Raw genomic sequence first — 23,749 nt, forward strand, 5'->3', positions numbered from 1 at the left:
ATTAAATGAAAAGAAAAAAACAGTGTAGTGCGAAATGAAGACCTAAATTCTCCACTAACGCACGCCTTTGGCGGTGGCTTCACTACGATTTAAACCCTTTTATTTTCAAACATCCTGCACTTTATCAACCACCTATCAAAGCTACACGTTACAAACATGGGGTAGCATCTCTTTTTTAGTCAAGTGTGTTAGCGGGTAAGTTGCCACATAAATTTTTAATTAACACTCTTATTTTTTAATAGCAGTACCCCCTAACTTATTTTTGTAGTAATGAGTTGACCCAATTTCAGATGTAGCTTTATTATAATAATCTTCTATTTTCAAAATGCCATCTGTCATTTTACCTGATTCTAATTGAATAGATGCATCTTCATAATAAATCGTACCACTAGGACTTTGTAACTTCTTTATTCCCCTTATGATAATTGGGTTATTACAAGTATTCTTGTACCCTTCCTTAATTGTACTATATCCAGGTTTCCATCTATATTTAGTTTCGTATCCTAATGTGTTACCATTTGTGGCAATTATCTCTTGCTGATATGATTGCGAATATCCAGGAGTAGTGTAAGATTCATTTTCAATCTTTAAGCATGAAAAATTAAAACTATATTGAGCCGCATTCTGTACTTTCATTACATCTTGATAAGAATTTTTTATTTGTTTCTCAAAAGCAATTCTTTCTGCCTCAGCTTCTTTTGCCATTTGAATGGCATTTAATGAATCGCGAACTTTTGCATCTCTTTTTTCTTTTATATCGGCAAACGCATTTTCAGGGGTAGTTTGATTTTGCAAAAGATAATTTTCAACAGACCATCCGTAGGAAAGATACCTACCTTTGGTTCTATTATCACCATAACCATCAATTTTCAAACTCATTATTATATCTCCATTAGGTTTACTTGATAAAGTTATTACCCCTACCCAACCTCCTTTAAAAAAAGGATTTTTTTGCCTATATGGTTGTCCATCTTTAAAATTTCTAAAATTATCTAATTTAAATGTTTGAGGTTGTTCATTTATAATAGCAACACCATTTGGTATTATAATATCAGAAATACCACCATCGAAAAAAACGATAGCTTTATTTTCAATGGCAGCAATATTTGCTTTTAAATTATCAGTGTTAAAAATGGGACGTTTAACAACATTGTTTTCTGCTTTAAAGACAATATTATCTGGAGACCAAACACATTTCCAATTTGGTTTGTATCCAGTTGGATATTTGCCCTTTATATATAATATTAAGTTTTTAGCTATTTCAACTTTTGTGGTGTTTGGTTCAACAGTCGTAACTATAATATCTTTTTCATCTTTTAATTCTGACAATAGGGGTCGTGTGGTGGTTGGAGCATTATACTTTCTCATTTCTGGAACATATATTTTAGTTTCAGACTTATTTGTTTCGGGCTTTGTAGTTTGAGGTTTAGTCTCTGTTGGTTTTGCATTGGTTGTTTCTTTTGGAGTCGAAACAGTTCCAGTAACTTCTTTTACAGTGCTTTTTACTTGTTTTGCTGCGTCTTGCACTTCTTTAGCTTTCTTTTTTATATCATTCAATAATTGTGCTTTAGACTGCAAAGATGAAAAAACAATACTGATAATTAGTGCAATAGGGATAGCTTTTCTTAAACTTTTTGGAAAAAGCATATTTGTTACTTTTTTTTCTTTCATACCATAAAAATTTTTGCCTACTCTATTCCGTTTTTGGCATTCCCGTAGCTCTTTTTACAAAGTGACAGCCACACTTTTAAGTATTTAAAATATTAATTTACACTATTCTAAGGCTAATCGAAGAAATTAAACTAAGTACAGTGTAAACTAAATATTTTATGTTTTGCTAGACCTCCCCAACCCTCTCCAAAGGAGAGGGAGCTAGCCTCCGACAAAAATCAAGTACTTTATTTTTTAAGTTTATTTAGTTTACACTGTACTAAGTAGGATGAAAGGTTTTAGCACAATAAATGCACTTTTGCTTTAGCCAATTAGCTAAAGACAGTGTTTGGTTCAGTAGTTTTAATTTTGACATCGCTCACCAGAGCCGTGGGTTTTAAACCTAATGCTGACTGTTGCACACGGGTTGCACACAACTCATAAATTTCCGCAACTCAATTGCATCAATCCACTTAAAAGTAGCAGTATTGCCACATATTTCATAAGCTGCTTAGAAATAATTTTCCTTCCCTCACCTCCTCAAAATCTCATTCAATCGTGTATTTTCCTTTTGGGTATCGGCCAATTGTTGTTGCAGGGTGGCTATTTGTTCAAATTTCCCGAAAGTTTAAACTTTCGGGATGCTGCACTTATTACTTACCACTTACGACTATCTCACCACCATCCGCCACAACTGCAACATGCTACCAATAAAAAAGATAATGCCCATGGTAATGTTCAAGGATTTGTTGCTAACGTTTAGCTTGTTGATGATATAGTTGCCGCCATATATATACACCAGCAAGCCAGTAACCGTGCCAATGCCAGCACCTATTGTAAATAAATTGTACTCGAAAGTTACAGGCCGCAACACTTTCCATTCCAGCATATAGCTGCCCCACAACAGCCAAAAAGGTATTTGTGCAGGGTTCATGGCACTAAGGCTGGCGCCTAGCACAAAACGGTTTATCTTGTTTTCCAGCACTGGGTTTTTTCTTTCGGGCGGGTGGATAATGGCACTCCTGATGCTCATTACCCCCAATGAAAAAAACAGGATGACCGCCGCCCAGCCAATGGCAGTAAAAATGGTAGGGTGCTGGTAAATAAGGTCTATGCCAGAAAGGGATACCCGCAGGTACACCATTTCTACCAAAGCCACACCCCAGGCATACATTAGGGCAGGTTTCAAACCCTCCCTTACCCTTATTTGCGTAGCCGTAATGCTCATGCTCCCTAAAGGCAGTTGGCCAAACAAACTAAGCAACCAACCTGCAATGACAACGAATATTAAAGCCCACATTTAAATTATTTTGAGTTTTAAATTTTGAGTTTTAAATTATTTTGTAGGCATGAAGGAACTCTAAGTGTAAAAGCTATTGATAGCATAATTCTTTTCTTTTTCTTCTTAAAACTTTGTGCTTCTTTGAGTCTTCATGGCTTCGTGGCAGATTAACTAAAATTGTACTTGAGTTATAAACAAAGATTTTAAATATACAACTTCAATTCCTAATTCTTAATTTATAATTCCTAATTCTGCTTAGTGCCTTCGTGGCAGATTAACCAAACTTGCACTTGAGTAGTATCTTTATTTGTAGTAAGAAATCAGCCACTGTATAGCCAATTCGTAACCTTTTAAGCCCAAGCCAATGATAGAACCTTTGCAAACAGCAGACACGTGGGATATTTTCCTGAAATCTTCCCGGGCATGTACGTTGCTGATATGCACTTCTATAACAGGGGTGGAACTTGCGGCTATACAATCGCCAATGGCAACGGAAGTATGCGTATAGCCACCTGGGTTTAGCACAATACCATCCCAATTGTGGGCAAACAATTGCAGTTGGTTAATCAACTCCCCTTCTACATTGCTTTGATAATAACTAAGTTCTACAGAAGGGAATACTTGTTTTAACTGCGAGTAAAACGCCTCGAATGTCTGAGAGCCGTATATGCCTGGCTCCCTAGTGCCTAACAAATTGAGGTTGGGGCCATTTACAATTGCTATTTTCATAGAAGAAAATATTGAAAGTATTATTTAGTGAAATGAAAACATGCAAGGCTTTGCCTACCTGCCCGTGCAGCACGCAATATTAGGTAATTGGGCTTGCTTTAAACTAGGAAAGGAAAAGAAAGGGCAATTTATTATTTCGTACTACTACTCTCCCTGCGAATATGTTTTTTAGCCACAAAGGCACAAAAACACGAAGAAACACGAAGGTTAAAAGGTTTTGATAACATAACTTTTCTTCTTTTTCCTTTCCTTCTTCACTTAAAACTTTGTGCCTCTTTGGGTCTTGATGGCTTTGTGGCAAAAAAAAACACCTAGGGCTGTACAATTCATTAAATCAGTGGTCAAAATTGCAGCACCCCTTCAGCAAGCGATGAATTGCCCTGTAGCCCCCCGCTATGGATAACCATTATTTTGCTGCCAGCTTCAAAATATCCTTTTTGAAGCAAGTCTTCCACCGCAAAAAAAAGCTTGGAAGTATAAACAATATCACTGGGCAATTGCTGGTGTTCGTACAACTTATTCATCCAGTTTATCAGTCTTTCAGGATGCTTTGCATAGCCCCCAAAATGATACCCCTGTACTAAATAATACTGTTTTAGCTTTTCACTTTCAGTGAGCAAGCCTTTTACTTGATCCTGCAATGTGCCATGCCCTTTTAAAACACTAATGCCTATAACTTTCTGATGGGGCAATGCCCCTTTTATCAAGCCAGCCATCATCGTGCCAGTTCCCAAGGCACACATTATATGTGTATAGCTTTCATCAATCCATTCATACATATCTTTTACCCCCTCTGCACCTAGCTTTCCATAGCCGCCTTCATTTACCCAGTAGTATTGCTCATGCTGCCATGTTTTTTGTATAGCTGCTTTATCTTTATATACAGCTCTTGTAACAAACCGAAACTCCATGCCCAATTCTTGTGCATCCTTCATTGTTTTGCTCCAAATTGCAGGCTCCTCACCCCTGATGAAGCCAATGCTTTTTAAACCTTTTAGCTTGCAATAGCCAGCAGTGGCAACGATATGGTTTGAATAAGCCCCGCCGAATGTAGCAACTGTGCCATATCCTTCCGCCAAAGCAGTTGCTATTGGCAGTTGCAGCTTGAAAAACTTGTTACCACTTATTATAGCACTCATTACATCCAAACGCAATACATTTATTTCTATATTTTTTTGTGTGCTGGTAAATGTATTTTTTTGAATAAATACTTTATGTTTGTCGGGCAAGTTTATTAACATTTAGGAAAATAAATTTATTAACGGCTGATTGGTATTTAATTGTTTTTTGTAAAAATAAATATAAAAGGATGCAACCAACTTTGGTAATTTTAGCTGCCGGCATGGCAAGCAGGTACGGAGGTATGAAACAAGTAGAGGGCTTTGGCCCCCATAATGAAACCATTATGGATTATTCCATCTACGATGCCATCAAGGCTGGTTTTGGCAAGGTAGTGTTTATTATAAGGGAAGATTTTGCTGAAAGCTTCAAAAGTGTTTTTGAGCCTAAACTGGCTGGTAAAATTAAAACAGAATACGTTTACCAAAAATTAGATGCCTTTATTGGCAACAGGACTATCCCTGCCGACAGAACAAAGCCTTGGGGCACTGCCCATGCTTTGTTGTGCTGCAAAGATGTTTTGAAAGAGCCATTTGCAGTAATAAATGCTGACGATTTTTATGGCAAGGATGGTTTTGAAAAAGCTGCAGCTTTTTTAAACACTAAATGTGCTGATGACTTGTATGCCTTGATTGGCTACAGCCTTGTAAATACACTTAGCGAAAATGGCAGTGTGAGCCGTGGGGTTTGCAAGATAGACGAAGCAGGCAACCTAGTGGGTATAGACGAGCGCACCAATATTTATCCTAAGGATGGGGTAATTGTGTATGAAGAAGATGGCAAAACAACCGAGCTAGCCCCTGATACACAAGTAAGCATGAACTTTTATTGCTTAGGTTCTAGCTTTATCCCTTTTGCTGAAAAATTGTTTGAACAGTTCTTAGACACACAAATCAATACCCCGAAATCGGAGTTTTTTATCCCTAAAACGGCCGACCAGTTTATCAAAAGTAAACTTGGTAGCATTGAGGTGATACCTACAAGTGCCAAGTGGTTTGGGGTTACTTACAAGGAAGATGCACCTGGCGTTAGGGAAAGCCTGCACAAGTTGATTGCAAACGGCGAATACCCAGCTAGTTTGTGGGGTGCATAAAAGTGCCTGCTTAGTGCCATATCATTTAGTGCCGCAGAGTTACGAACGCGTAAAGTAGCACTAGGGAAATAGAAAGATAAATATAGTTTATGCTTTATATTTATTATTCACTTAAAACTTTGTGCCTCTTTGTGTATTCGTGACTTCGTGGTAAATTAACCAAAATTGCGCCTGAGTAGCGATACTTATTTTTTAGCATCTGCAGGAAAAAAATAAATGATTAAAAAATTGGCTATTCAATGATTTTACCCCTATATTTGCAGCCCAATTGCGAAGAAAGGTAGGCCCAGATGGCGGAATTGGTAGACGCAGCAGACTCAAAATCTGCCGTTCGCAAGGATGTGCAGGTTCGATTCCTGTTCTGGGCACACAACCCGCTTTTTTAGCGGGTTTTTTTATGCCTAAAACTCAATGTTTACAAGGGTTTCAGCGTTTTAGCTTTCTTTTTGTTTCTTTTAATTATCGCTTTGTTTCTCAATTTTTGTTACTCCTTTGTTACTTGAGTAGTTTTAGCAAGTAACACGGATATTAAAAAATCATACCTTTGAGAAAGAAAACGATAACTAAAGTAAAACAAAGGTTATGAGTGTAACATTAAGGAAGCGTAAAAATGCAGACGGTACAACAACCCTAAGACTGGACATTTACCACAACGGGCAAAGGAAAGTTGAAACCCTAAAACATTTGCAACTTGCTAAGCCTTCAAACCTTGCAGACCGTGAAGCAAATAAAACTAATCTGCAATTAGCCCAAAAGATAGCAATAGAGAGGGCAGCACAACTTGAGGCCAATAATTACAACATGGTAACGGATGCGGGCAATAATACACTTGTTACTACATGGATGCAATCCTATATTAAAAGCTATGATAAGAAAGACATTAGGAATATGCAAGGCGTAACAAATCGCTTCATTACTTACCTTAAAAAGATAAACAAGCCTGATTTAACCTTTAGCAATTTGGATGCTTTACTAATTGAGGGTTTTATTGAATACTTAGAAGCTACAAGCATTGGCGAAGGGGCAAGAAGTTATTACAGACGTTTTCAAAAAATGATAAAAAATGCTTATCGTAAAAAATTAATGAAAACAAATGTTTTGGACTTAGTAGAAATAAAAGTAAAAGGTGAAGCAAAAAAGAAAGATGCCTTAACCATTGAAGAAATAAAGCTATTAAATACAACACCTTCAGGGAGTGCAACCGTAAAAAATGCCTTTCTTTTTAGTTGCCTGACAGGATTAAGATTTTGTGATGTAAAGGCTTTGAAGTGGGAAAGCCTTAAAATAAAGGATAGGCAAATGACATTTAAACAAAGTAAAACAGGAAAGAGTATAACCGTTCCCCTAAACGATAGTGCCATAAAATTAGTAAGTGATCCACAAAAAAGCGAAGATTTAGTATTTAAACTACCAACGGCAAACGGGGCAAACAAGACCATAAAAGCATGGGTAAAACGTGCCGGAATAAGCAAAGCCATTACATGGCACAACGGGCGGCACTCTTTCGGCACTAACTTAATATTTAATGAAGTTGATATTTTAACAACCTCTAAACTTATGGGGCATACTACAACCACCCACACGCAACGCTATATTACTGCCTCCGAGGAAATGAAGCGGACAGCAACTGATAAAATAAATATTGAATTTTAAACCCAATAATACAGCCCGAAGCCAATATCTAAAGGAGACAATGGCAGCAATAACAGCATTTTTAAAATTAAAACAAAAGAAAATGGAACAAACAAAAAAACAAATTGCCTTAATGGCAGAGTATTTTGAAAAAAGAGTAACAACCAGTGATTTAGCAGAGTGGTTGGGGAACACAATGCTTGAGCTCGTAGAGTGGCAGAAATGCAACCCTACAAGGGATGCAACTAGTGCGGCCAATTTTATTGCAATAATTGGTAGTGACGTATTAGTGCCACTAATTAAATGTAAAGGTAAAACCGAAAGGATTGAAGTATTGAGAAAAGGAATTGTCTATGCTTTTCATTTTTGTGATCCTGAATGCCTTAACATAATTAGTCAAGGTACAATGCAATCTTACACTAAATACAGCCCCTATACCGAAACTGCAACCAGGCATTTTGCGATGATCGGTGTTCTAATGTCTGTTTGTGAAATGCATGTAGAATATAAATGGGCACTGGGTGAAGAAATTAAAAAAGCCGCTTAATCAATCATTAAATAAAACTAACTAATACTTAGCGCAACGGTAATTGTTTGAATAATTACCGTTGCGCCTTTACTTAATCATTTTTATTCACCAATTTAAAGGCCCCAAGACTACATTTTAATCATTCCTTTTTAAGATATTCTTTCAATTTTGCATCATTTCCTGTTATTCTTTTATTCTTATTGTTTTCGATTTCGACTTTCCCCAAGTTACTAGATAATATTTTATTCATAAAATCCTTAATAGTAAGCCCACTATTCTTTGCATTTACTTTAATCTGTGCAGCAATCTTCTTTTCTACAATAAATGAAAATCGGCAAAGAGTGCCTTTTAATTCCCCCGCCTTTACTGCATTTTTCTTTTTCGGACGTCCTTTTTTTTGCACTTGCAATTTATTTGTATACAAATATAATAGTATTTTAAACCTTTACCTGTATTGACATACATAGCTTTTAGTGTCGTTAATTTTCGTATTTGAGGCTATTTGAGGAAAACAGATTTAGGGGAGTAATATCTACAAGTAGGATAACTAAACAAATCCTACATATTATGGAAAGCAAAGTTTTATCACTCAAGCAAGCATGTGAGTTATTAGGGTACAAGAAAAGCTATGTCTATAAAATGACAAGTGCGGGAATTTTGCCATTTAGCAAGCCAAACGGTCGAAAGATTTTTTTTGACCGTGAAAAGTTAGAAAATTGGATGTTGGGCAATGCCAGCACCAGCCTAAAGGAAAAGCAAATTGAGGCAGCAACCTATGCAACTACTCACAAATAAAAATCCCCAATACTATGCAGCAACATAATATAGGGGATAAGAATAACAACAGCCCCAAGGTTAATACACACTTTACTCAACTACAAACCATATTTGGGTATTTGCAAAAGAACGTTGCAACAGCTTCAATGGTAACAGATGCAACAGGCGTACCTCAAAAATGCGTCACAAGATATAAACGAGACCTTGAAAAGGCGGGCAAGTTGTGGGAAATTAAGAAAACAGTTTGTAAGAAAACAGGGTTTAAGGCATTTTACTTAACTACAGACCCTGCCAAAGCCCCTAATCTTTCACCACAGATAAACCTCTTTGAAGATGGCAAATGACAGCACGGAGAGGTATTTTAACGCCCCTATACAGCTTTACGATGGATTTATGGTTGACAGCAGCAGCAGTTTGTCTAATGTGAGCAAATATGCTTGTTATGAGTACAGCCTTAAAAACAAATGCAGCTTTAAGGAAGCAATCGGTTATTTCAATATTTCCTATGGCAAGAATACACAAAGCGACTTAGCCAACCCACTTGCTATTGGCAAGCAACTTTATGAACAAGCCCCGTGCAATTCGCCAAAGGTGGGTATAGGCTTAAAGTTGTTTTGGCAGTATTTCAAGCAAGATAAGAGCGACTTTGAAAAGGCTTGTTTATTGGCTTTTTTGGCACTCAAAAGCATAATACAAAATAAGCCCTACTGCAAGATAGATAATCGTTTTATCCTATCCAGGATGGATGGCAAGGCAAAAAGCATTGAAGATATTTTCTTGTTATCTATTGAGGTAAGGAAATTTGGTAACGAGTACCAGTTAGCCAAGATTAAAAATGAATTGGTATTGAATTGGGGATTAAAACACTATTCCCGATATACCCGGGGCTTTTATGTTTCTTTCTCATTGCAGTTAGAAGATTTGATTTTCGAGGCAGAAAAGCGGCGGAAATCCACAAAGGATAAACTACAAAAAGAGGCTGAAAAAAAGGCATTGGCCAAGGCTTTAAAGCGTTTGAATGGCAGCACGACCAACACACGACCATAGCACGGGCATAACACGACCTATAAAAAAGGGTTTTGACATATTCAATATTTCTTTTGTACTACTACAAGTACTAATACACGACCTATAAAAAGGTATTTAATAAAGGTTTTAAAAAAAGGTTTTAAAAAAAGATGTTGAAAGATTAAGCACCAAAAAAAATATTGATTGGCTTAATAGAAAAAAAAGTAAAAGCATTAAAAAAAAAGGGTTAGGTATTTTGGCTTAAAGAAAGGGAAAAAGAAAAAATTACCGGACCCGCAAAAAAGAAAAAATGGCAGCAATAAAATTAGGGGAAATGGATTGGCATAAAACAATGGTTGAACTAAAGCACAAGCACCTAAAAACAGAATACCCGGCTGCCTACGAAGCATCAGGGGGCAGCACAATGAATGTGAAGCCTTACAACGATACCACTACCAACGGGCTTACGGTTGCTATACTGGACTTTTTGAAGTTCAGCAAGCACTATGCTAACCGTATCAATTGCATGGGCATAAGTAGGCGGATAAATGGCAAAATGGTTTACACGCCTTCATCTACACGCAAGGTGGTAGCGGACATTCATAGCATAATCAATGGCAGGCACATTTCAATAGAAGTTAAGTGCAAGGCTACCAAAGACAGAATGAGCAAGGAACAGAACCAGGAGCGTGAGAGGGTAGAGAGTGCAGGCGGCATTTATTATGTAGCCGAGGACATGGCAAGCTTTATACATTGGTACAAACAACTTATTGAAAACAACAATAAAATACAATCTTATGGCATTTAAACAGGGCGAAAGCGGCAACAAAACAGGCCGACCAAAAGGAAAGCCCAATAAAGTAACAGGCAATTTAAGGGAATGGATAAATAAATTTATCAACAACAACCGTGAGCAGATGGAGGCAGATTTTAAAGCATTAGAGCCAAAGGATAGGATAGTAATGTTTGAAAAGTTACTAAAATATACTTTGCCAACTCTCCAGGCTACAAGCCTAACAGCCGACTTCGCAAAAATGACAGACGAGCAACTGGACGAGATTATTAATCAATTAAAAAAAAGCAACAATGACTAGAAAACAAAAGATTGATCTATTAAAAGGGATTGCAAGGGGTGAGCGTTCAATAAGCGAAATAGTACCTACAACCTATGAAATTTGGTTTGTAGATAATGAAGCCTACACAAACCAACATACAGGGGAGGAAATCTCTTTGGATGAATACAAGCAGCGTTTCGGAGAAGACAAAACCATTCACATAACACTTAACCTAAATAATTAGTAGAAATAAATATGAACTTTTATACAAATAAATTTGATGCAGGGTTGCTGTCTTCAAAGCTTGTTTTTAGCCAGATGGTAAATTTGCAGGTACAATTTGCAGTAAACAATATTGATAGGCAAAAAGAAGCCTGCGGTTTTAAACAACAATACACCTGGGGGCATTTGCCAAATATCAAACAGCCTGTTGCAAAATTTGCCGGAAAGGCAGTAAGGACGGAAGCCGAAAACAAATCTTACTATGACACTCTAAATAAGTTCGCAGCAGAGCCGAAAAGTATAAGCGAGGAATTAATTAAAGAGATACATCAAAGCTTATTCAAGCATTGCCCCAAAGGTTCAAAATTTGGATCATACAAGAGAGAAAATATTGTAGTAACCATAACAGATTCAGGAAACGGTAAAGTTTATTTTGTACCAGTAACACAAGCAAGCTATGTTTCTAAGCACATGGGTTTACTTGTAAAATGGTATAATACAGCTATTGAAGATAAGCAGATACACCCTTTACTATTAATTCATCTTTTCATCTATGAGTTTGTATCTATTCATCCCTTTCCTGATGGCAATGGAAGGTTATCGAGGGTTTTAACTACGCTCCTTTTATTGAGGAATGGATATGAATTTGCAGGGTTCGCTTCTTATGAAAAAGCAATTGAGAGAGATAGGGGGCGTTACCTAACCAGTTACTTTCAATCGCAAAGATTTAGAGGAACTGAAGATGAAAAGATTTATAGTTCGTTGTTTTTCTTTTTAGAAAGTTTATCACTTATGACTAATAATGTGAACTTATAATAAATTTAGAAAAAGCAAGATTATAATGGGGAAAGATTTGTTGCAAGCAATTCAAGTCTGGGTTAATTAGGATTAATAAACCTATTCGTTTGGGGATAATAAAAGAAAGTTAATCCATCCTGTATAGTTGCATTAAAACTATTCTTTGCAGAATACCTTACATTTATCTGTAGGTTTTCAATACTATCTTGATTAAGTTTTGAAAGTTCTGTTAGGTGTTTTTTATCTAGTGAATCCCCCAATAATTTAGTAAGGGAGCTATCTAATAAACTAGTTTTAATATTTTCAATATGATCCTTAATCCTAAAAGTATCTATTTTGAGCGATATTAATTGGTAAGAGGACGGGTCTTTAAAATTAACCACAATACTATCTTTCATGAATTTCTTAGCCCTATCTTCTAAAGAGTTACTGGAGCAACTAATTAATATAAGACAAAAGACGAATAAGTACATTTGGTTTTTCATAAGCATTTTTTAACTTCAAATGTAATCGTAATTTATAAATAATCAATCTTGTTCTTTAGTTACTTCAATAATTAAATTACATTGAAACTACAACTGGCAAAGTCAATATTTAAACTATTTCTTTTGCTATTTTTGGGTTACCTTCAATTTATCCAAAGGCAAAAAAACACCCTCTTTTCTCTCATTTTCTCAATTTGTGTTACCCTATTGTTACTTGAAAATATAACACAACGTTAAAACTCAATGATAGCAAGGGTTTTAAAAAATAGTATCATTCCTGTTCTGGGCACACAACCCGCTTTTATAGCGGGTTTTTTTATGCCTAAAATTTACTACATATAATTTTCCTGTTACTACTCACCATATTTAATATGCCTTTGTAACAGATTAACCAAAGTTGCACCTGAGTAGTAAATTTATTCTTTTTGTACAACGTTGCCAATGCAATAGCTTTGCAAAGCTGCATTCACCGATTTAATTGGGCGTCATGCAGCGTTTTTTTTCATCACGCCAACATCCTTTTTTAATGCAGCATATAGAAATTACGATTAATACTGGCGATGCCATTTTGAAAGATGTGCTGGTAGGGGAGTTGTCTGAAATTGGCTTTGATGGCTTTGAAGAAGTGGAAGATGGCTTGAAAGCATTTGCAACGGAAAGTTCATTTGATGAGATTGAATTACAATTAATTACAAACAGGCATGGGGTAGCTTACACAAAAGCTGCCATACCCGAGCAAAATTGGAATGCCTTGTGGGAAAGTAATTTTGAACCCATTACAGTAGATGATTTTGTAGGGGTAAGGGCGGGTTTCCATGATACAATCCCGGGGGTGGAGCATGAAATAGTAATTACGCCTAAGATGAGTTTTGGCACTGGCCACCACGCCACTACTTTCATGATGATGCAATTGATGCATGGCATCGATTTTAAAAACCAATCAGTGTTCGATTTTGGGTCTGGAACAGGCATTTTGGCAATACTGGCTGAAAAATTAGGTGCAAATAATATTCTTGCAGTTGACTATGACGATTGGTGCATAGAGAATGCCACCGAAAACGTGCTTGCGAATAATTGCAGTGCTATCACCATTCTTAAAGCAGACAATGCAAACCTTGGCCGTGCTTTTGATATTGTGCTTGCCAATATCAATAAAAATATTATTCTGGATAATATGGAGGCATTAGCTAAAAGCGCTGTTCGCAATGGTAAAATATTGCTTAGTGGCTTGCTGGAAACAGATGAAGCCGATATACTAGCTGCTGCAGCTTTGCAAGGCTGGAGCCACCTGCAAACAGTTAAGAAAAATAACTGGATAGCCATGCAGTTTACTGCTAAAAGCTAGTTTTTGGCATATCTAGTTGGAGGGTTTAGTTCAAAATTATTATATTTGTGTTTGTTGTTTTAACTACGTTGTACAATGATTGAGGTTGTTTTGATATTCCTTTCCTACTTAATAGGCTCCATACCAACATCTGTTTGGGTGAGCAAGTATTTTTTTGATATAGACATCCGCGACTATGGCAGCGGCAATGCAGGAGCCACAAATACTTACAGGGTACTAGGTAAAAAGTGGGGTACTTTTGTAATGATTGTCGATATGCTGAAAGGCGTAATAGGCACCTCTTTGTATATTTTCTTGCCACAGTATTTGGGTAGCGAACACGAGCTTGGGCGTACCAACTTTATGATTGGCCTAGGGCTAGCGGCAGTACTGGGTCATATTTTCCCCATTTGGGCAGAGTTCAAAGGTGGTAAAGGTGTTGCTACGTTGTTTGGCATGGCTGTTGCCATACAGCCATTAGTAGCACTATGCTGTGTGGGGGTTTTTCTTTTAGTCTTGTACCTTACACGTTTTGTGTCGCTTAGCTCTATACTTGCAGGAGTATCGTTCATGGTTTTTATCCTTTTTATTTTTAATGAGCAACAGCTATTGTATAGGGTTTTCGCAGTGCTTGTAGCATTGATGATAGTATTGACACATCAAAAAAATATTGGGCGCATTTTAAAAGGCACAGAAAGCAAAGTGCCTATATTGAAATACCGGGATAGGCGCAGGCAAAAACGGCAAGGGATTAATTAAAAATAACTTACTGCCCAAATACTCATTTTTTATGAACAAGAAATTAGGTTATGCAATAGCCATAGTAGCTTTTGCAGGTTTTATAGGCTGTACCAGCAACGCTTTAACACACAAAAGCCAGTTGAGCCTTGTTTCAGACGACGAGGTATTGTCAACTGCCTCTTCCCAATACAAGCAGTTTTTAAGTACCAACAAGGTTATCAGTACATCTAGTGGCAGCAAAGACGCTGCTGCCGTAACTAGGGTAAGCAACCGCATTATTGCTGCTGTAAAAAAATATTATACAGATATTGGCCAGCCAGAACAATTGAACAATTATGCCTGGGAAGTAAATACGGTTGTAAGCAACGAGGCAAATGCGTGGTGTATGCCTGGAGGTAAAATAGTTGTTTACACAGGCCTATTGCCAATAACGCAAAACGATGCCGCATTAGCGGTTGTTGTAGGGCATGAAGTAACACATGCTTTGGCCAATCATGGCAAGCAAAGAATGAACCAGCAGTTGCTGGAACAATTGGGGGGGCAAGCTTTATCAGTAGCTCTTGCCAACAAACCACAACAAACACAGCAGGTTTTTGCTAGTGCCTATGGGTTGGGCATGCAATATGGGGTAACGCTTCCCTTTGGCAGGCAAGACGAATACGAAGCCGATAAATATGGTTTGATTTTCACAGCTTTGGCTGGTTATGACCCACATGAAGCCATTAATTTTTGGAATAGGATGCAAAATGCAAATAGCGGCAAGGCACAACCCGAGTTTTTGAGCACACACCCTAGCGATGCCAACCGTATTGCCCAATTGCAAAGCATGATGGACGAAACAGTGGCTAAATACTACAAGCCACAACGCTAAGCGGCTGCCAAAAAAAGCTATTTTATCTAAATGACTTGTTAAAACTTGAAATAGTTTTTTTATTGTGAATAACTAAGGAAACATTTTTTATCTTTGTAGCCCTTCTTTAAGATCAACTAAAAACAATTGTTTAGGCATGTCCAATCTAAGTTTATTTGAAAAGTTAGAGTTAAAAGATGACAAAACCCTGTTGATTCAAGGTATTCCATCATCCATCGAAAAGCAATTTGCAAAGTTGTCTTACGCTAAAAACGTAACTCCCCTGCTGAGAACTAAGAAAATAGACTTCGCTCTATTGTTTGCAATCAATCAAAACCAGTTGAACAATATCTTGAAAGAGGTGTTTGTAGCACTGCATGGCAATAGCAAACTGTGGGTAGCCTACCCCAAGCAAACCAGTAAAATAGTAAGCGACCTAAATCGTGATTGTAGCTGGGATTTTCTTTCCCAATGCGGTTTTGAAGGGGTAACGTTAATAGCTATAGATAATGTTTGGAATGCGCTACGTTTTACCAAAACAGCTTGCGAAGCAGAGCCTATAGCAATAGCTTTGCCCGAAGAACCTACAATGACAGCAACAATTGTAGAAGACAAAGAAGCTAGTGCCGTAGCTACCACAGTCGATTTTGATAAAAACTTAGTAGTTACGCATGTAGAGTTGGAGAAAGTGTTTAATAAGCACAAACAAGCAAAAGATTTTTTCACCTCCCTTTCCACTACAAATCAAAATGAGTATGTTTCCTGGATAGAAGGCGCAAAAAAAGAGGAAACAAAGCAGCGCAGGCTAGATGCAGTAGTTGAAAAACTAAACGCTGGCAAGAAAAACCCTTCGGAAAAATAATTTATACGGTACAATATAGTTAACCCCCTGATTTGCAATTTTGCAAATCAAGGGGTTTTGTTTTTGAATAAGGTTTTACAACGGAATTTTGAATTGCAGGCGGGTTGGGATTAGTATAATCCAATTAATTTGTAGGATGAAATGCTAGAAGCTAATATTTATAATCGAAACTGGATAAAATCAGGCAGCAACTTCCCGAAAGTTAAAAACTTTCGGGAAGTTAAACTCCATTTTGAGTATAGTCCAGCAGGGTCATTGGTTCGAATCCAATCCGGATTATGCAGTAAATACACTGTCAGATAAAAGAATTTTGTATGCCTAAACTGAATTGTAAACGCAGTGCGATTTTAATTGGAAAAAGAAAATCCTTGTTTTGATAAATGGGTTTGGTAGGGGTAAGGAATGAAGGTGAAGGTAAATTACAGACGATGCGGCAGGAATGTTCATTGTTTGGCTCGTGCGGTAGCGGGGAAATGCCCTACGTTAACCTTTCGCCCTATGGAAGCAACACTATTACTCAAAAAATCCCGGCTCGAGTCTCCCGACTACGTCGTGGCGTTTGCAAATCTCCTGATTTGCTTTAATCCCGCTGGTGCAAGCGTGCCGCTTGTGCCATTCGCTAAGTTATTCCCAAGATAGTCTCAGCTTCAACTTCAATGCTTCTGCGCAGTCTTTAAACAATTACTTTGCTAAGGCATTGATAAGTGCCTTCTGCTGGAACACGTCAAATTAGGTTCTTAAACAGTCTGCTAAAGCACTGTTTGTAACGCGTGGCTTCGCTTAAATTGGTTCTTAACATTTATGCAAACCCAATTGCTACTGGTGTGTCCTTTTTTTGCTTTGCCCCTTTGTTTTGGTGATAGACCTATTAATATAATAAATCTCATTATTTTCGAAAAGTCTTAGCACATTAAAATGAAAAAAAATATAAAGTCAAAAGAAATTACAAATGGTAGCTTTTCTTGTGGCAAAGTTTCCAATGCAACTCAAACCATCAGAATAATAATCTCTCTTCTTTTTTTAATCTCCTCATTATTCTTATTTGTCAATGCAAATGCACAAGCCCCACTTACCATCAACGAAGTTTTAACCCTTCCTTATTGTGAAGGTTCGTCTACAGGTTCAATAAAACTAGCAGCCAGTGGCGGATATACCCCCTACACCTTTCAAATGATAAGTCCTACTATTGGAAATGCAATAACAGTTGCAAGTACCTATTCTTATGATGCACTAACCGCTGCAACTTATATTTTTAAGATAACGGATAACAAAGGAAATTCGCAAAACCGCACCATTGTTTTGGATGACCCAATACCAGTAACGTATACCCTTTATAGTGTATCTAATGGATATATGTATGTTTGTGATTCCATAGATGTAAATGTTTCTTGGACAACAGTTGGGACTAAAAGACCCAATTATACCTATGAGATATGGAAAAATACAAATACCGCGGTTGGTTTGCCAGATATGACCATACATACAAGCAGTATCAATCCGACCATCCGAGTGCCACTTACACAAGCATTTAATGGCAATCACTTTGTTAGAATGACAGATAGCTGTGGTAAATCAACTACTTTTAAAGTATCAACTTATAGTTTTAATTGGGCAACACAATCCTTGGTGTGCAACCAAACCAATTTGAATATTAGCTACAAAGGATTAAAAATGCCCGCAACATTTCAATTGTTCTCAGATACTACTTCCAATGCAACACCCATACAAACCATCACACAAACTAACATTAGCGGGCAAAATATAACTTTTAACAATTTGCCTTCTTCTGGTTATTATCGGGTAATTGCAACAGATGCATGTGGGTATATAGTTAATCAGGTAAAAAAAGTAAACTTGATTATACCAAAATTACCAACAATAAAATCAACAATATGTAATGTAAATACATTGGATAGTTCCCTGACTATGTCAATATCGCTCTCAACATTAAATGCCCCCTGGACTTTTACAATCTTGAATGGCCCTACTACTTATCAACCAAATAAGTTTTCAGGAAGTTTAATCAACCCCAATATTACTTATCCTATTTCTACAACAAGCAGTGCCAGCTCTGTGGGTTTGTATAACTTACCAGTGGGTACATATCAATTTGCAGTAATTGATGCCTGTGGCTTTACAGACACTGTTTCTTTTCAGGTAAACTCAACAAACATTTCTTCCACAAAACTATCGAGTGAGGTAATACCAGGTTGTCTTAATGCGAATACCATTAGGTTAATGGTAAATTCATGCAATGCTAATTCAATATCTTCCAGCATTCAGCTTACAGATGCTACTGGAAAGGTTTTAAACAGTGTTGCATTAACCAATGATGTAACATTGAGTACCCCAAATCTCCCTGCCGGAACCTATTATGCCAATCTACTTTCAACCTATCCCAAAAAGAATATAGGTAACTCTATGAATGTTCTCAAATTCTTATATCCTAACAATACCATAGTGGAACAGGACACTATTATTGTGTATCCATATGTGTTGCCAAGTGTTCCTAATGTACAATTGGCTCCTTGCCCTAATACAAACCTCGTTTCTTTTATCCCAACGGGTGCAAATGGTATTACTCCCTACTCTTTTGAATTATTGGGTTCAAATATCAATAATACTGTCCTACAAGGCCCACAGACAAGTGATACTTTTAGTAATCTTGCAACAGGGCAGCCCTATAGAATACGGATTACCGATTTCTGCGGAAATGCAACAGTTACCAACAATGTTACAGGAAGCCCACTTTATACAACTTTTAAAATGGCAAGCACTAAGGGCAAATGTTTTTCAATTGGAGACTCTACCACGCTGTTTGCAGATAGCCTGACCGCTACCATCTATAATTGGAATGGCCCTAATGGCTTTACTGCAACAGGAAGACTTATAAAAATAGATAGTTTAACAAGGGATATGACAGGAATGTACAAGGTAATAGCAACAACGGCAGGAGCATGTACCAATATAGACAGCCTATTTATTGGTGTGGGCATTAATGCTGGTACACCAACATCTATTTGTGTTGGCGATACCATTCTTTTAAAAGGCATTCCAATAGGTGGTAACTGGTTTGCTAAAAGCAATAACATTGTAACAAGTCTACTTAGCGCAACCAATGCTGGTGTTGCCACTGCTAGCTTTCCTGGTAATAACAATGGCAAACCTAATTTCATTTATCAAATTGGAAGCTGTGCTGATACAACAACAGTTACAATTAATGCCTTACCCACTATTGCCCCTATAGTTGCCGCCTCATCAATTTGTGAGGGCAGTACTACTTCATTTACAGAAATTACTAACAACGGTGTTTGGAATAGCACTAATAGCAATGTGGCATCTATAAACACCAGCGGAATAGTAAAAGGATTAGCTGCAGGCAATACAACAATATCCTATTCGGTTACAGATGCAAATAACTGTTCGAATATTGTAACTAAAGAATTCAGTGTAAATGCCACAACTTACTCCACTACCACAGATAGTATCTGCAAAGGGAAATCCTATACTTTCAATGGTGTAACTTATTCGTTGGGAGGAACTTATTCTGCCCATTTAACCAATAGTAAAGGTTGTGATAGTATTGCAACCCTACAATTAAAACTTAATACAGAAGGAAAAGTGGGTCTCATTCAGGGGGACACTATGGCATGTATAAACAATTCCGTAACCTTAACTACTACTTCTGTTGGTGGCATCTGGAGTAGTATTTACCCTAATATAGCTACTGTTAAGGACGGAATAGTAATTGGAAAGAGTAGGGGCATGGATTCAATTCAATATTCTGTATTGTCTAAATGTGGGAATATTACTATCTCCCATCCCTTGGCAGTATTAGGACAAAAGCCTTCCACTGACACAATGATCAAGCAGGCGTCTTGTTTGTATCCTCAATCTGGTAGCATTAAACTATTGGTTAATGGTTCAGAATCACCTTATAAGTTTGAATTTAATGGTACCATGTATCATGTTCCCTATACAATTCCGAATCTTGCTGCGGGTACTTATGCCATAAAAATATACAATAGTATTGGATGTCCTGTTGACAGTTTTACAAACATTGAAGTTACAGAAATTAAAGATGGCAGTTGCGATACCCTTTATGTTCCTACTGGCTTTTTACCGACGAGTACAAACAATAATGGCTATGTGAGGATACTCAAGCCATTTGGAGGTGGGTCTTCTGTTCGCCAATTAACTTTCAGGGTATATAATAGGAATGGCAATATGGTATTTGAAAGCCATGATATAAATAAAGGGTGGAACGGCACATTAAACGGAACATTGCAGGATACAGGTACTTATGTATGGTATCTCGAATACTTGCACAATAACAAATGGATGTCCTCAAAGGGAATAAGTGTTTTGATAAGATAAGCGATAATAGAAAATGTAACACTTTCACAATATCATTTAGCAAATAGCTTTATGTTCCCCGCTAGTCCACGCCAAACATAGTGTTGCTGCTGTGCCCCCCCCGCTCATCCACGCCAAACATAGTGTTGCTGGTGCGCCGCCTGTGGCGCGTACCTTTCGCCTCGTTCTGCCGCTGGTTATTACTTTTTTCACAAGAATTGGTGTTAGACAAAAAAAAAGCTCCCAGAAGGAGCAAACCCATAATACGGAGACTATGGGGGGGCGTTAACAGCACAAATGTATCAACCTTATATCACAATTGATATAAACTGTAAAAAAAATAACTTTTATAGATTTAAAAGAGTCAAGTGTAGAATGATAGTTTTAAATTATACTAGGCCGCTGGTTCCATAATTCCTAATTCCTAATTCCTAATTCTAAATTCCCCCATCATGGGGGCATTTTTGGATGCTCATGGGGGCATATTTCCCCCATATAGGATTTTTATTTTGGCCAATATACCTATCCATGCGAATTTTACATTAAAGGAGGTAGGGGCATCTTGGCCTTGCCTCCCGAATAGGATGTTAGTTGGCTTAGGAAAATGATAATCCACCATCAAAATCTTATCAGTTCATTATCAATAAATTATCGTTTTCCTATTAATAAACTATCATTCCATTATCAATAAATTATCATAAAATTCACTTAAATTAGAATAAAAAATGAGGCTAAAAAAAAATAAACAACTGAATATCAATGAGATATAGAAAAAAAAGGGCAGTAGCAAAAAAAAATAAACCACCGAAAAACAAGAAATAATCCATTTCAAACCCGGATTTTTTTCTTGCATCCTTTCCCTTGTTCTTGCTCCCTCTCCCTTTGGAGAGGGTTGGGGTGAGGTCGGGGGGCGGGGTCGGTTGGGGGAGAGGTCTAACTACAAAATGCGAAAAAAATTTTATGCACCCGCCCCGTGGGGCTTATTTTTAATATACAAAAAAAAGGTCATGATATTTTACATCCATACGCAAAAAACACTCAAAAAAGTACCCACTTTTCAGCGAAAATCACGCACAAATAAAGCACAAATCACTCATTTTATACGCACAAAATACGCATAAAATACGCACTCCAAAAAAACATAAAACACTGTATTTCAATGAGTTGTGGTGCAGGAAGGCCTCAAAACTAAATTTAGGGTGCCAAAAGCCAGCCAAAACAAGCAGCCCCACCCTGAAAATGGGCTACTACTTACAACTTATGACTTACCACTTACCACTTACCACTTATGTCTTACTTTTGCCCACTACTTAAAGGAAGATTTTATTTTGACAGATATTATTCAATTATTGCCCGACAACATCGCCAACCAGATTGCAGCGGGCGAAGTGATACAGAGGCCGGGCAGTGCTGTGAAAGAGCTGCTTGAAAATGCAGTAGATGCGGGTGCTACCAGCATCCAACTGTTTGTGCAAGATGCAGGTAAGGCATTGATACAAGTGATTGACAATGGTAAGGGCATGTCTGAAACAGATGCTCGCATGAGCCTAGAAAGGCACGCCACAAGCAAAATAAGGAATATAGACGACCTGTTCAGCATCAAAACCATGGGCTTCCGTGGCGAGGCATTGGCCAGTATCGCTGCTGTTTCGCAGGTGGAAATAAAAACAAAACGGGCCGAGGATGAATGGGGTACTTTCCTAGCTGTTGAAAATAGCCTTGTAGTAGCCCAAGAGCCATGCGCTTGCAACACAGGCACCAGTATCAGCATGAAAAACCTGTTTTTCAACGTGCCTGCCCGCCGCAACTTCCTAAAAACCAATGCCGCAGAAATGCGGCACATCATAGACGAGTTTATAAGGGTGGCTATGGCTTTCCCCAACTTGTTTTTCTCCCTCACCAGCAATGGGCAGGAGCAGTTTCATTTAGAAGCTGGCAGCGAAAAGCAACGCATCATACAAATATTGGGCAACAACTACAACGCCAAGCTGGTAAGCGTGAAGGAAGAAATGGACTATATGAACGTACACGGCTTTGTGGGCAAGCCAGACACAGCAAGGAAAACCCGTGGCGACCAGTATTTCTTCGTAAACAACCGCTTTATCAAAAGTGCTTACCTCAACCATGCCGTTGGCAGCGCATTCGAGGGCATGATAGCAAAAGATAGCTACCCTAGCTATGTATTGTTTATAGACCTTGACCCATCGCAAATAGACATTAATGTACACCCCACCAAGCAGGAAATAAAATTTGAAGACGAGCGTATAGTATATGCTTTTGTGCAGGCGGCAGTAAAACATGCGTTGGCACAGTTTAGCATTGCACCATCGCTTGACTTTACGCTAAACCCCGAAATTCAAGGGCTGGATGCGGTTAGCAAGCCTTTTACCAACCGCCAGCAGGATGATATGGAATCGTCTAACCTCTTTAAAACATTCTCCCAAAAAGGACAGGCGCATAAGATAGATGCCACCGAAAAAAGCGAGCTGAAACACTGGAAAGATTTTTACCAGCCTGCCGCTAGCACGACAGATTTGTTGGAAGCGATGCCACCCAAGCCATTGCCTTTAGGCAATGGGCAGCTAACCATTGACGATGAATCGCCTTTTGTTACTACGCAATCTCCTTTACCTACCCAATCAGCACCGCAGTGCTTGCAGTTGCACAATACCTATATCATTGCCTCGGTTCAAAGTGGGTTTATATTGGTAAACCAGCAACTGGCACACGAAAGGGTACTATACGAGCGGTACAGTGCCGCATCGCATGGCACGCAAACCATTACGCAGCATAGTCTGTTCCCAGTAACCTTGGAACTTACAATAGCCGATGCAGCCCTGCTGCACGATTTGCTCCCTTCGTTGCAAATAATTGGCTATGCCATAGAGCCTTTTGGCAACAATACGTTTGTAATACAAGGCGTGCCCGCCGATGTGGCACAAGGCAACGAAAAAAACAGCATTGAGCTACTGATAGAGCAATTCAAGCATTTCAGCAGCGACGTAAAATTCAGCAAAAGGGAAAAACTGGTGCGGTGCATAGCCCGACAGCAAGCCATCAAGTCTGGCCAATCATTAACCGTGAAAGAAATGGAAGCATTGGTAGAAGCGTTGTTTGCCTGCCAAACACCCAATGTTACGCCCACAGGCAGCCCTACTTATGTTGCATTCTCAGAAGCACAGATGGACAAGATGTTTCAGCGGCTGTTGTAGGAGAGGAGAGTGTTTTTTTAAAGGT

Annotated in this window: 23 protein-coding genes and 1 tRNA gene; 17 read left to right on the forward strand and 7 right to left on the reverse strand. The window is 38.0% G+C overall.

The genetic code is table 11. From position 1 onward, the window contains the following. Positions 1 to 228: 228 nt before the first annotated feature. From ACHFIY_RS12995 to ACHFIY_RS13010, 4 genes are all read right to left on the reverse strand, one after another. Positions 229 to 1,671 carry a hypothetical protein gene (locus ACHFIY_RS12995; RefSeq protein WP_410846535.1) on the reverse strand — a complete coding sequence of 481 codons (1,443 nt, stop codon included), beginning with the start codon at positions 1,669 to 1,671 and terminating at the stop codon, positions 229 to 231. Positions 1,672 to 2,320: 649 nt separating this feature from the next. Further along, positions 2,321 to 2,950, reverse strand: coding sequence for a LysE family transporter (locus tag ACHFIY_RS13000; RefSeq protein ID WP_410846536.1), 630 nt, complete (start codon positions 2,948 to 2,950; stop codon positions 2,321 to 2,323). Positions 2,951 to 3,235: 285 nt separating this feature from the next. Continuing rightward, positions 3,236 to 3,661 carry a type II 3-dehydroquinate dehydratase gene (gene aroQ, locus ACHFIY_RS13005; protein WP_410846537.1) on the reverse strand — a complete coding sequence of 142 codons (426 nt, stop codon included), beginning with the start codon at positions 3,659 to 3,661 and terminating at the stop codon, positions 3,236 to 3,238. A 341-nt stretch (positions 3,662 to 4,002) separates the two neighbouring features. Beyond that, entirely contained in the window at positions 4,003 to 4,890 is an 888-nt protein-coding gene (locus ACHFIY_RS13010; RefSeq protein WP_410846538.1) for a 1-aminocyclopropane-1-carboxylate deaminase/D-cysteine desulfhydrase, read from the reverse strand. 80 nt (positions 4,891 to 4,970) lie between these two features. On the opposite strand from ACHFIY_RS13010, the gene ACHFIY_RS13015 reads away from it, so the two are divergent. The 4 genes from ACHFIY_RS13015 to ACHFIY_RS13030 all read left to right on the forward strand — a co-directional run bounded on the left by ACHFIY_RS13015 (position 4,971) and on the right by ACHFIY_RS13030 (position 8,052). Continuing rightward, the gene (locus ACHFIY_RS13015; RefSeq protein WP_410846539.1) at positions 4,971 to 5,873 is read left to right on the forward strand and encodes a nucleotidyltransferase family protein; all 903 of its coding nucleotides are present in this window, start codon (positions 4,971 to 4,973) and stop codon (positions 5,871 to 5,873) included. Positions 5,874 to 6,157: 284 nt separating this feature from the next. After that, positions 6,158 to 6,241, forward strand: a tRNA-Leu gene (locus tag ACHFIY_RS13020). A 214-nt stretch (positions 6,242 to 6,455) separates the two neighbouring features. Beyond that, a complete protein-coding gene (locus ACHFIY_RS13025) occupies positions 6,456 to 7,526 on the forward strand; it encodes a tyrosine-type recombinase/integrase (RefSeq protein ID WP_410846540.1) in 1,071 nt (356 codons plus the stop codon). A gap of 40 nt (positions 7,527 to 7,566) precedes the next feature. Continuing rightward, complete coding sequence (locus tag ACHFIY_RS13030) at positions 7,567 to 8,052, forward strand: hypothetical protein (protein WP_410846541.1); 486 nt, start codon at positions 7,567 to 7,569, stop codon at positions 8,050 to 8,052. Between the two features lie 121 nt (positions 8,053 to 8,173). Here ACHFIY_RS13030 and ACHFIY_RS13035 read toward each other — a convergent pair whose 3' ends face one another. After that, the gene (locus ACHFIY_RS13035) at positions 8,174 to 8,458 is read right to left on the reverse strand and encodes a hypothetical protein (protein ID WP_410846542.1); all 285 of its coding nucleotides are present in this window, start codon (positions 8,456 to 8,458) and stop codon (positions 8,174 to 8,176) included. 68 nt (positions 8,459 to 8,526) lie between these two features. Here ACHFIY_RS13035 and ACHFIY_RS13040 point away from each other — a divergent pair, with 68 nt between their 5' ends. The 7 genes from ACHFIY_RS13040 (at position 8,527) to ACHFIY_RS13070 (ending at position 11,912) form a co-directional block, all read left to right on the forward strand. Further along, the gene (locus ACHFIY_RS13040; protein ID WP_410846543.1) at positions 8,527 to 8,829 is read left to right on the forward strand and encodes a helix-turn-helix transcriptional regulator; all 303 of its coding nucleotides are present in this window, start codon (positions 8,527 to 8,529) and stop codon (positions 8,827 to 8,829) included. Between the two features lie 14 nt (positions 8,830 to 8,843). Further along, on the forward strand, positions 8,844 to 9,155 hold the full coding sequence (locus tag ACHFIY_RS13045; protein ID WP_410846544.1) for a hypothetical protein: 312 nt from the start codon (positions 8,844 to 8,846) through the stop codon (positions 9,153 to 9,155). Beyond that, on the forward strand, positions 9,145 to 9,858 hold the full coding sequence (locus ACHFIY_RS13050) for a hypothetical protein (RefSeq protein WP_410846545.1): 714 nt from the start codon (positions 9,145 to 9,147) through the stop codon (positions 9,856 to 9,858). The genes ACHFIY_RS13045 and ACHFIY_RS13050 overlap by 11 nt, the downstream gene beginning before the upstream one ends. A gap of 271 nt (positions 9,859 to 10,129) precedes the next feature. After that, on the forward strand, positions 10,130 to 10,627 hold the full coding sequence (locus ACHFIY_RS13055; RefSeq protein ID WP_410846546.1) for a hypothetical protein: 498 nt from the start codon (positions 10,130 to 10,132) through the stop codon (positions 10,625 to 10,627). After that, a complete protein-coding gene (locus ACHFIY_RS13060) occupies positions 10,617 to 10,913 on the forward strand; it encodes a hypothetical protein (protein WP_410846547.1) in 297 nt (98 codons plus the stop codon). The genes ACHFIY_RS13055 and ACHFIY_RS13060 overlap by 11 nt, the downstream gene beginning before the upstream one ends. Beyond that, entirely contained in the window at positions 10,906 to 11,118 is a 213-nt protein-coding gene (locus ACHFIY_RS13065; protein ID WP_410846548.1) for a hypothetical protein, read from the forward strand. Before ACHFIY_RS13060 ends, ACHFIY_RS13065 begins: the two co-directional genes overlap by 8 nt. Positions 11,119 to 11,129: 11 nt before the next feature. After that, on the forward strand, positions 11,130 to 11,912 hold the full coding sequence (locus ACHFIY_RS13070; protein ID WP_410846549.1) for a Fic family protein: 783 nt from the start codon (positions 11,130 to 11,132) through the stop codon (positions 11,910 to 11,912). A gap of 62 nt (positions 11,913 to 11,974) precedes the next feature. Here ACHFIY_RS13070 and ACHFIY_RS13075 read toward each other — a convergent pair whose 3' ends face one another. After that, positions 11,975 to 12,379, reverse strand: a complete 405-nt coding sequence (locus ACHFIY_RS13075) for a hypothetical protein (protein ID WP_410846550.1) — start codon at positions 12,377 to 12,379, stop codon at positions 11,975 to 11,977. Between the two features lie 526 nt (positions 12,380 to 12,905). Between ACHFIY_RS13075 and prmA the strand changes: the two genes are divergently transcribed. From prmA to ACHFIY_RS13100, 5 genes are all read left to right on the forward strand, one after another. After that, on the forward strand, positions 12,906 to 13,724 hold the full coding sequence (gene prmA, locus ACHFIY_RS13080; protein WP_410846551.1) for a 50S ribosomal protein L11 methyltransferase: 819 nt from the start codon (positions 12,906 to 12,908) through the stop codon (positions 13,722 to 13,724). Positions 13,725 to 13,799: 75 nt separating this feature from the next. Further along, a complete protein-coding gene (gene plsY / locus ACHFIY_RS13085) occupies positions 13,800 to 14,462 on the forward strand; it encodes a glycerol-3-phosphate 1-O-acyltransferase PlsY (protein WP_410846552.1) in 663 nt (220 codons plus the stop codon). Positions 14,463 to 14,493: 31 nt separating this feature from the next. Continuing rightward, the gene (locus tag ACHFIY_RS13090) at positions 14,494 to 15,315 is read left to right on the forward strand and encodes a M48 family metallopeptidase (protein ID WP_410846553.1); all 822 of its coding nucleotides are present in this window, start codon (positions 14,494 to 14,496) and stop codon (positions 15,313 to 15,315) included. A gap of 136 nt (positions 15,316 to 15,451) precedes the next feature. Further along, on the forward strand, positions 15,452 to 16,156 hold the full coding sequence (locus ACHFIY_RS13095; protein ID WP_410846554.1) for a YdeI/OmpD-associated family protein: 705 nt from the start codon (positions 15,452 to 15,454) through the stop codon (positions 16,154 to 16,156). Between the two features lie 915 nt (positions 16,157 to 17,071). Then, the gene (locus tag ACHFIY_RS13100) at positions 17,072 to 20,533 is read left to right on the forward strand and encodes a T9SS type B sorting domain-containing protein (RefSeq protein WP_410846555.1); all 3,462 of its coding nucleotides are present in this window, start codon (positions 17,072 to 17,074) and stop codon (positions 20,531 to 20,533) included. Between the two features lie 61 nt (positions 20,534 to 20,594). On the opposite strand, the gene ACHFIY_RS13105 is transcribed toward ACHFIY_RS13100, so the two are convergent. Continuing rightward, the gene (locus tag ACHFIY_RS13105) at positions 20,595 to 20,774 is read right to left on the reverse strand and encodes a hypothetical protein (RefSeq protein ID WP_410846556.1); all 180 of its coding nucleotides are present in this window, start codon (positions 20,772 to 20,774) and stop codon (positions 20,595 to 20,597) included. A gap of 937 nt (positions 20,775 to 21,711) precedes the next feature. Here ACHFIY_RS13105 and mutL point away from each other — a divergent pair. Beyond that, positions 21,712 to 23,724 (forward strand): DNA mismatch repair endonuclease MutL, encoded by a 2,013-nt coding sequence (gene mutL / locus ACHFIY_RS13110; protein ID WP_410846557.1) that lies wholly within the window; start codon positions 21,712 to 21,714, stop codon positions 23,722 to 23,724. Positions 23,725 to 23,749: the final 25 nt, after the last annotated feature.

Source organism: Parasediminibacterium schistidii (assembly GCF_046546515.1).
Classification (GTDB): Bacteria; Bacteroidota; Bacteroidia; order Chitinophagales; family Chitinophagaceae; genus Parasediminibacterium.

Excerpts from the sequence above, each read along its gene's own strand:
- ACHFIY_RS13075 (WP_410846550.1), bottom strand. The coding sequence starts at position 12,379 with ATGAAAAACCAAATGTACTTATTCGTCTTTTGTCTTATATTAATTAGT.
- ACHFIY_RS13025 (WP_410846540.1), top strand. The coding sequence starts at position 6,456 with ATGAGTGTAACATTAAGGAAGCGTAAAAATGCAGACGGTACAACAACC.
- ACHFIY_RS13015 (WP_410846539.1), top strand. The coding sequence starts at position 4,971 with ATGCAACCAACTTTGGTAATTTTAGCTGCCGGCATGGCAAGCAGGTAC.
- ACHFIY_RS13000 (WP_410846536.1), bottom strand. The coding sequence starts at position 2,950 with ATGTGGGCTTTAATATTCGTTGTCATTGCAGGTTGGTTGCTTAGTTTG.
- aroQ (WP_410846537.1), bottom strand. The coding sequence starts at position 3,661 with ATGAAAATAGCAATTGTAAATGGCCCCAACCTCAATTTGTTAGGCACT.
- ACHFIY_RS13030 (WP_410846541.1), top strand. The coding sequence starts at position 7,567 with ATGGCAGCAATAACAGCATTTTTAAAATTAAAACAAAAGAAAATGGAA.
- ACHFIY_RS13095 (WP_410846554.1), top strand. The coding sequence starts at position 15,452 with ATGTCCAATCTAAGTTTATTTGAAAAGTTAGAGTTAAAAGATGACAAA.
- ACHFIY_RS13070 (WP_410846549.1), top strand. The coding sequence starts at position 11,130 with ATGAACTTTTATACAAATAAATTTGATGCAGGGTTGCTGTCTTCAAAG.
- ACHFIY_RS13065 (WP_410846548.1), top strand. The coding sequence starts at position 10,906 with ATGACTAGAAAACAAAAGATTGATCTATTAAAAGGGATTGCAAGGGGT.
- ACHFIY_RS13055 (WP_410846546.1), top strand. The coding sequence starts at position 10,130 with ATGGCAGCAATAAAATTAGGGGAAATGGATTGGCATAAAACAATGGTT.
- prmA (WP_410846551.1), top strand. The coding sequence starts at position 12,906 with ATGCAGCATATAGAAATTACGATTAATACTGGCGATGCCATTTTGAAA.
- ACHFIY_RS13100 (WP_410846555.1), top strand. The coding sequence starts at position 17,072 with ATGAAAAAAAATATAAAGTCAAAAGAAATTACAAATGGTAGCTTTTCT.
- ACHFIY_RS13045 (WP_410846544.1), top strand. The coding sequence starts at position 8,844 with ATGCAGCAACATAATATAGGGGATAAGAATAACAACAGCCCCAAGGTT.
- plsY (WP_410846552.1), top strand. The coding sequence starts at position 13,800 with ATGATTGAGGTTGTTTTGATATTCCTTTCCTACTTAATAGGCTCCATA.
- ACHFIY_RS13090 (WP_410846553.1), top strand. The coding sequence starts at position 14,494 with ATGAACAAGAAATTAGGTTATGCAATAGCCATAGTAGCTTTTGCAGGT.
- ACHFIY_RS12995 (WP_410846535.1), bottom strand. The coding sequence starts at position 1,671 with ATGAAAGAAAAAAAAGTAACAAATATGCTTTTTCCAAAAAGTTTAAGA.
- ACHFIY_RS13060 (WP_410846547.1), top strand. The coding sequence starts at position 10,617 with ATGGCATTTAAACAGGGCGAAAGCGGCAACAAAACAGGCCGACCAAAA.
- ACHFIY_RS13050 (WP_410846545.1), top strand. The coding sequence starts at position 9,145 with ATGGCAAATGACAGCACGGAGAGGTATTTTAACGCCCCTATACAGCTT.
- ACHFIY_RS13105 (WP_410846556.1), bottom strand. The coding sequence starts at position 20,774 with ATGGGTTTGCTCCTTCTGGGAGCTTTTTTTTTGTCTAACACCAATTCT.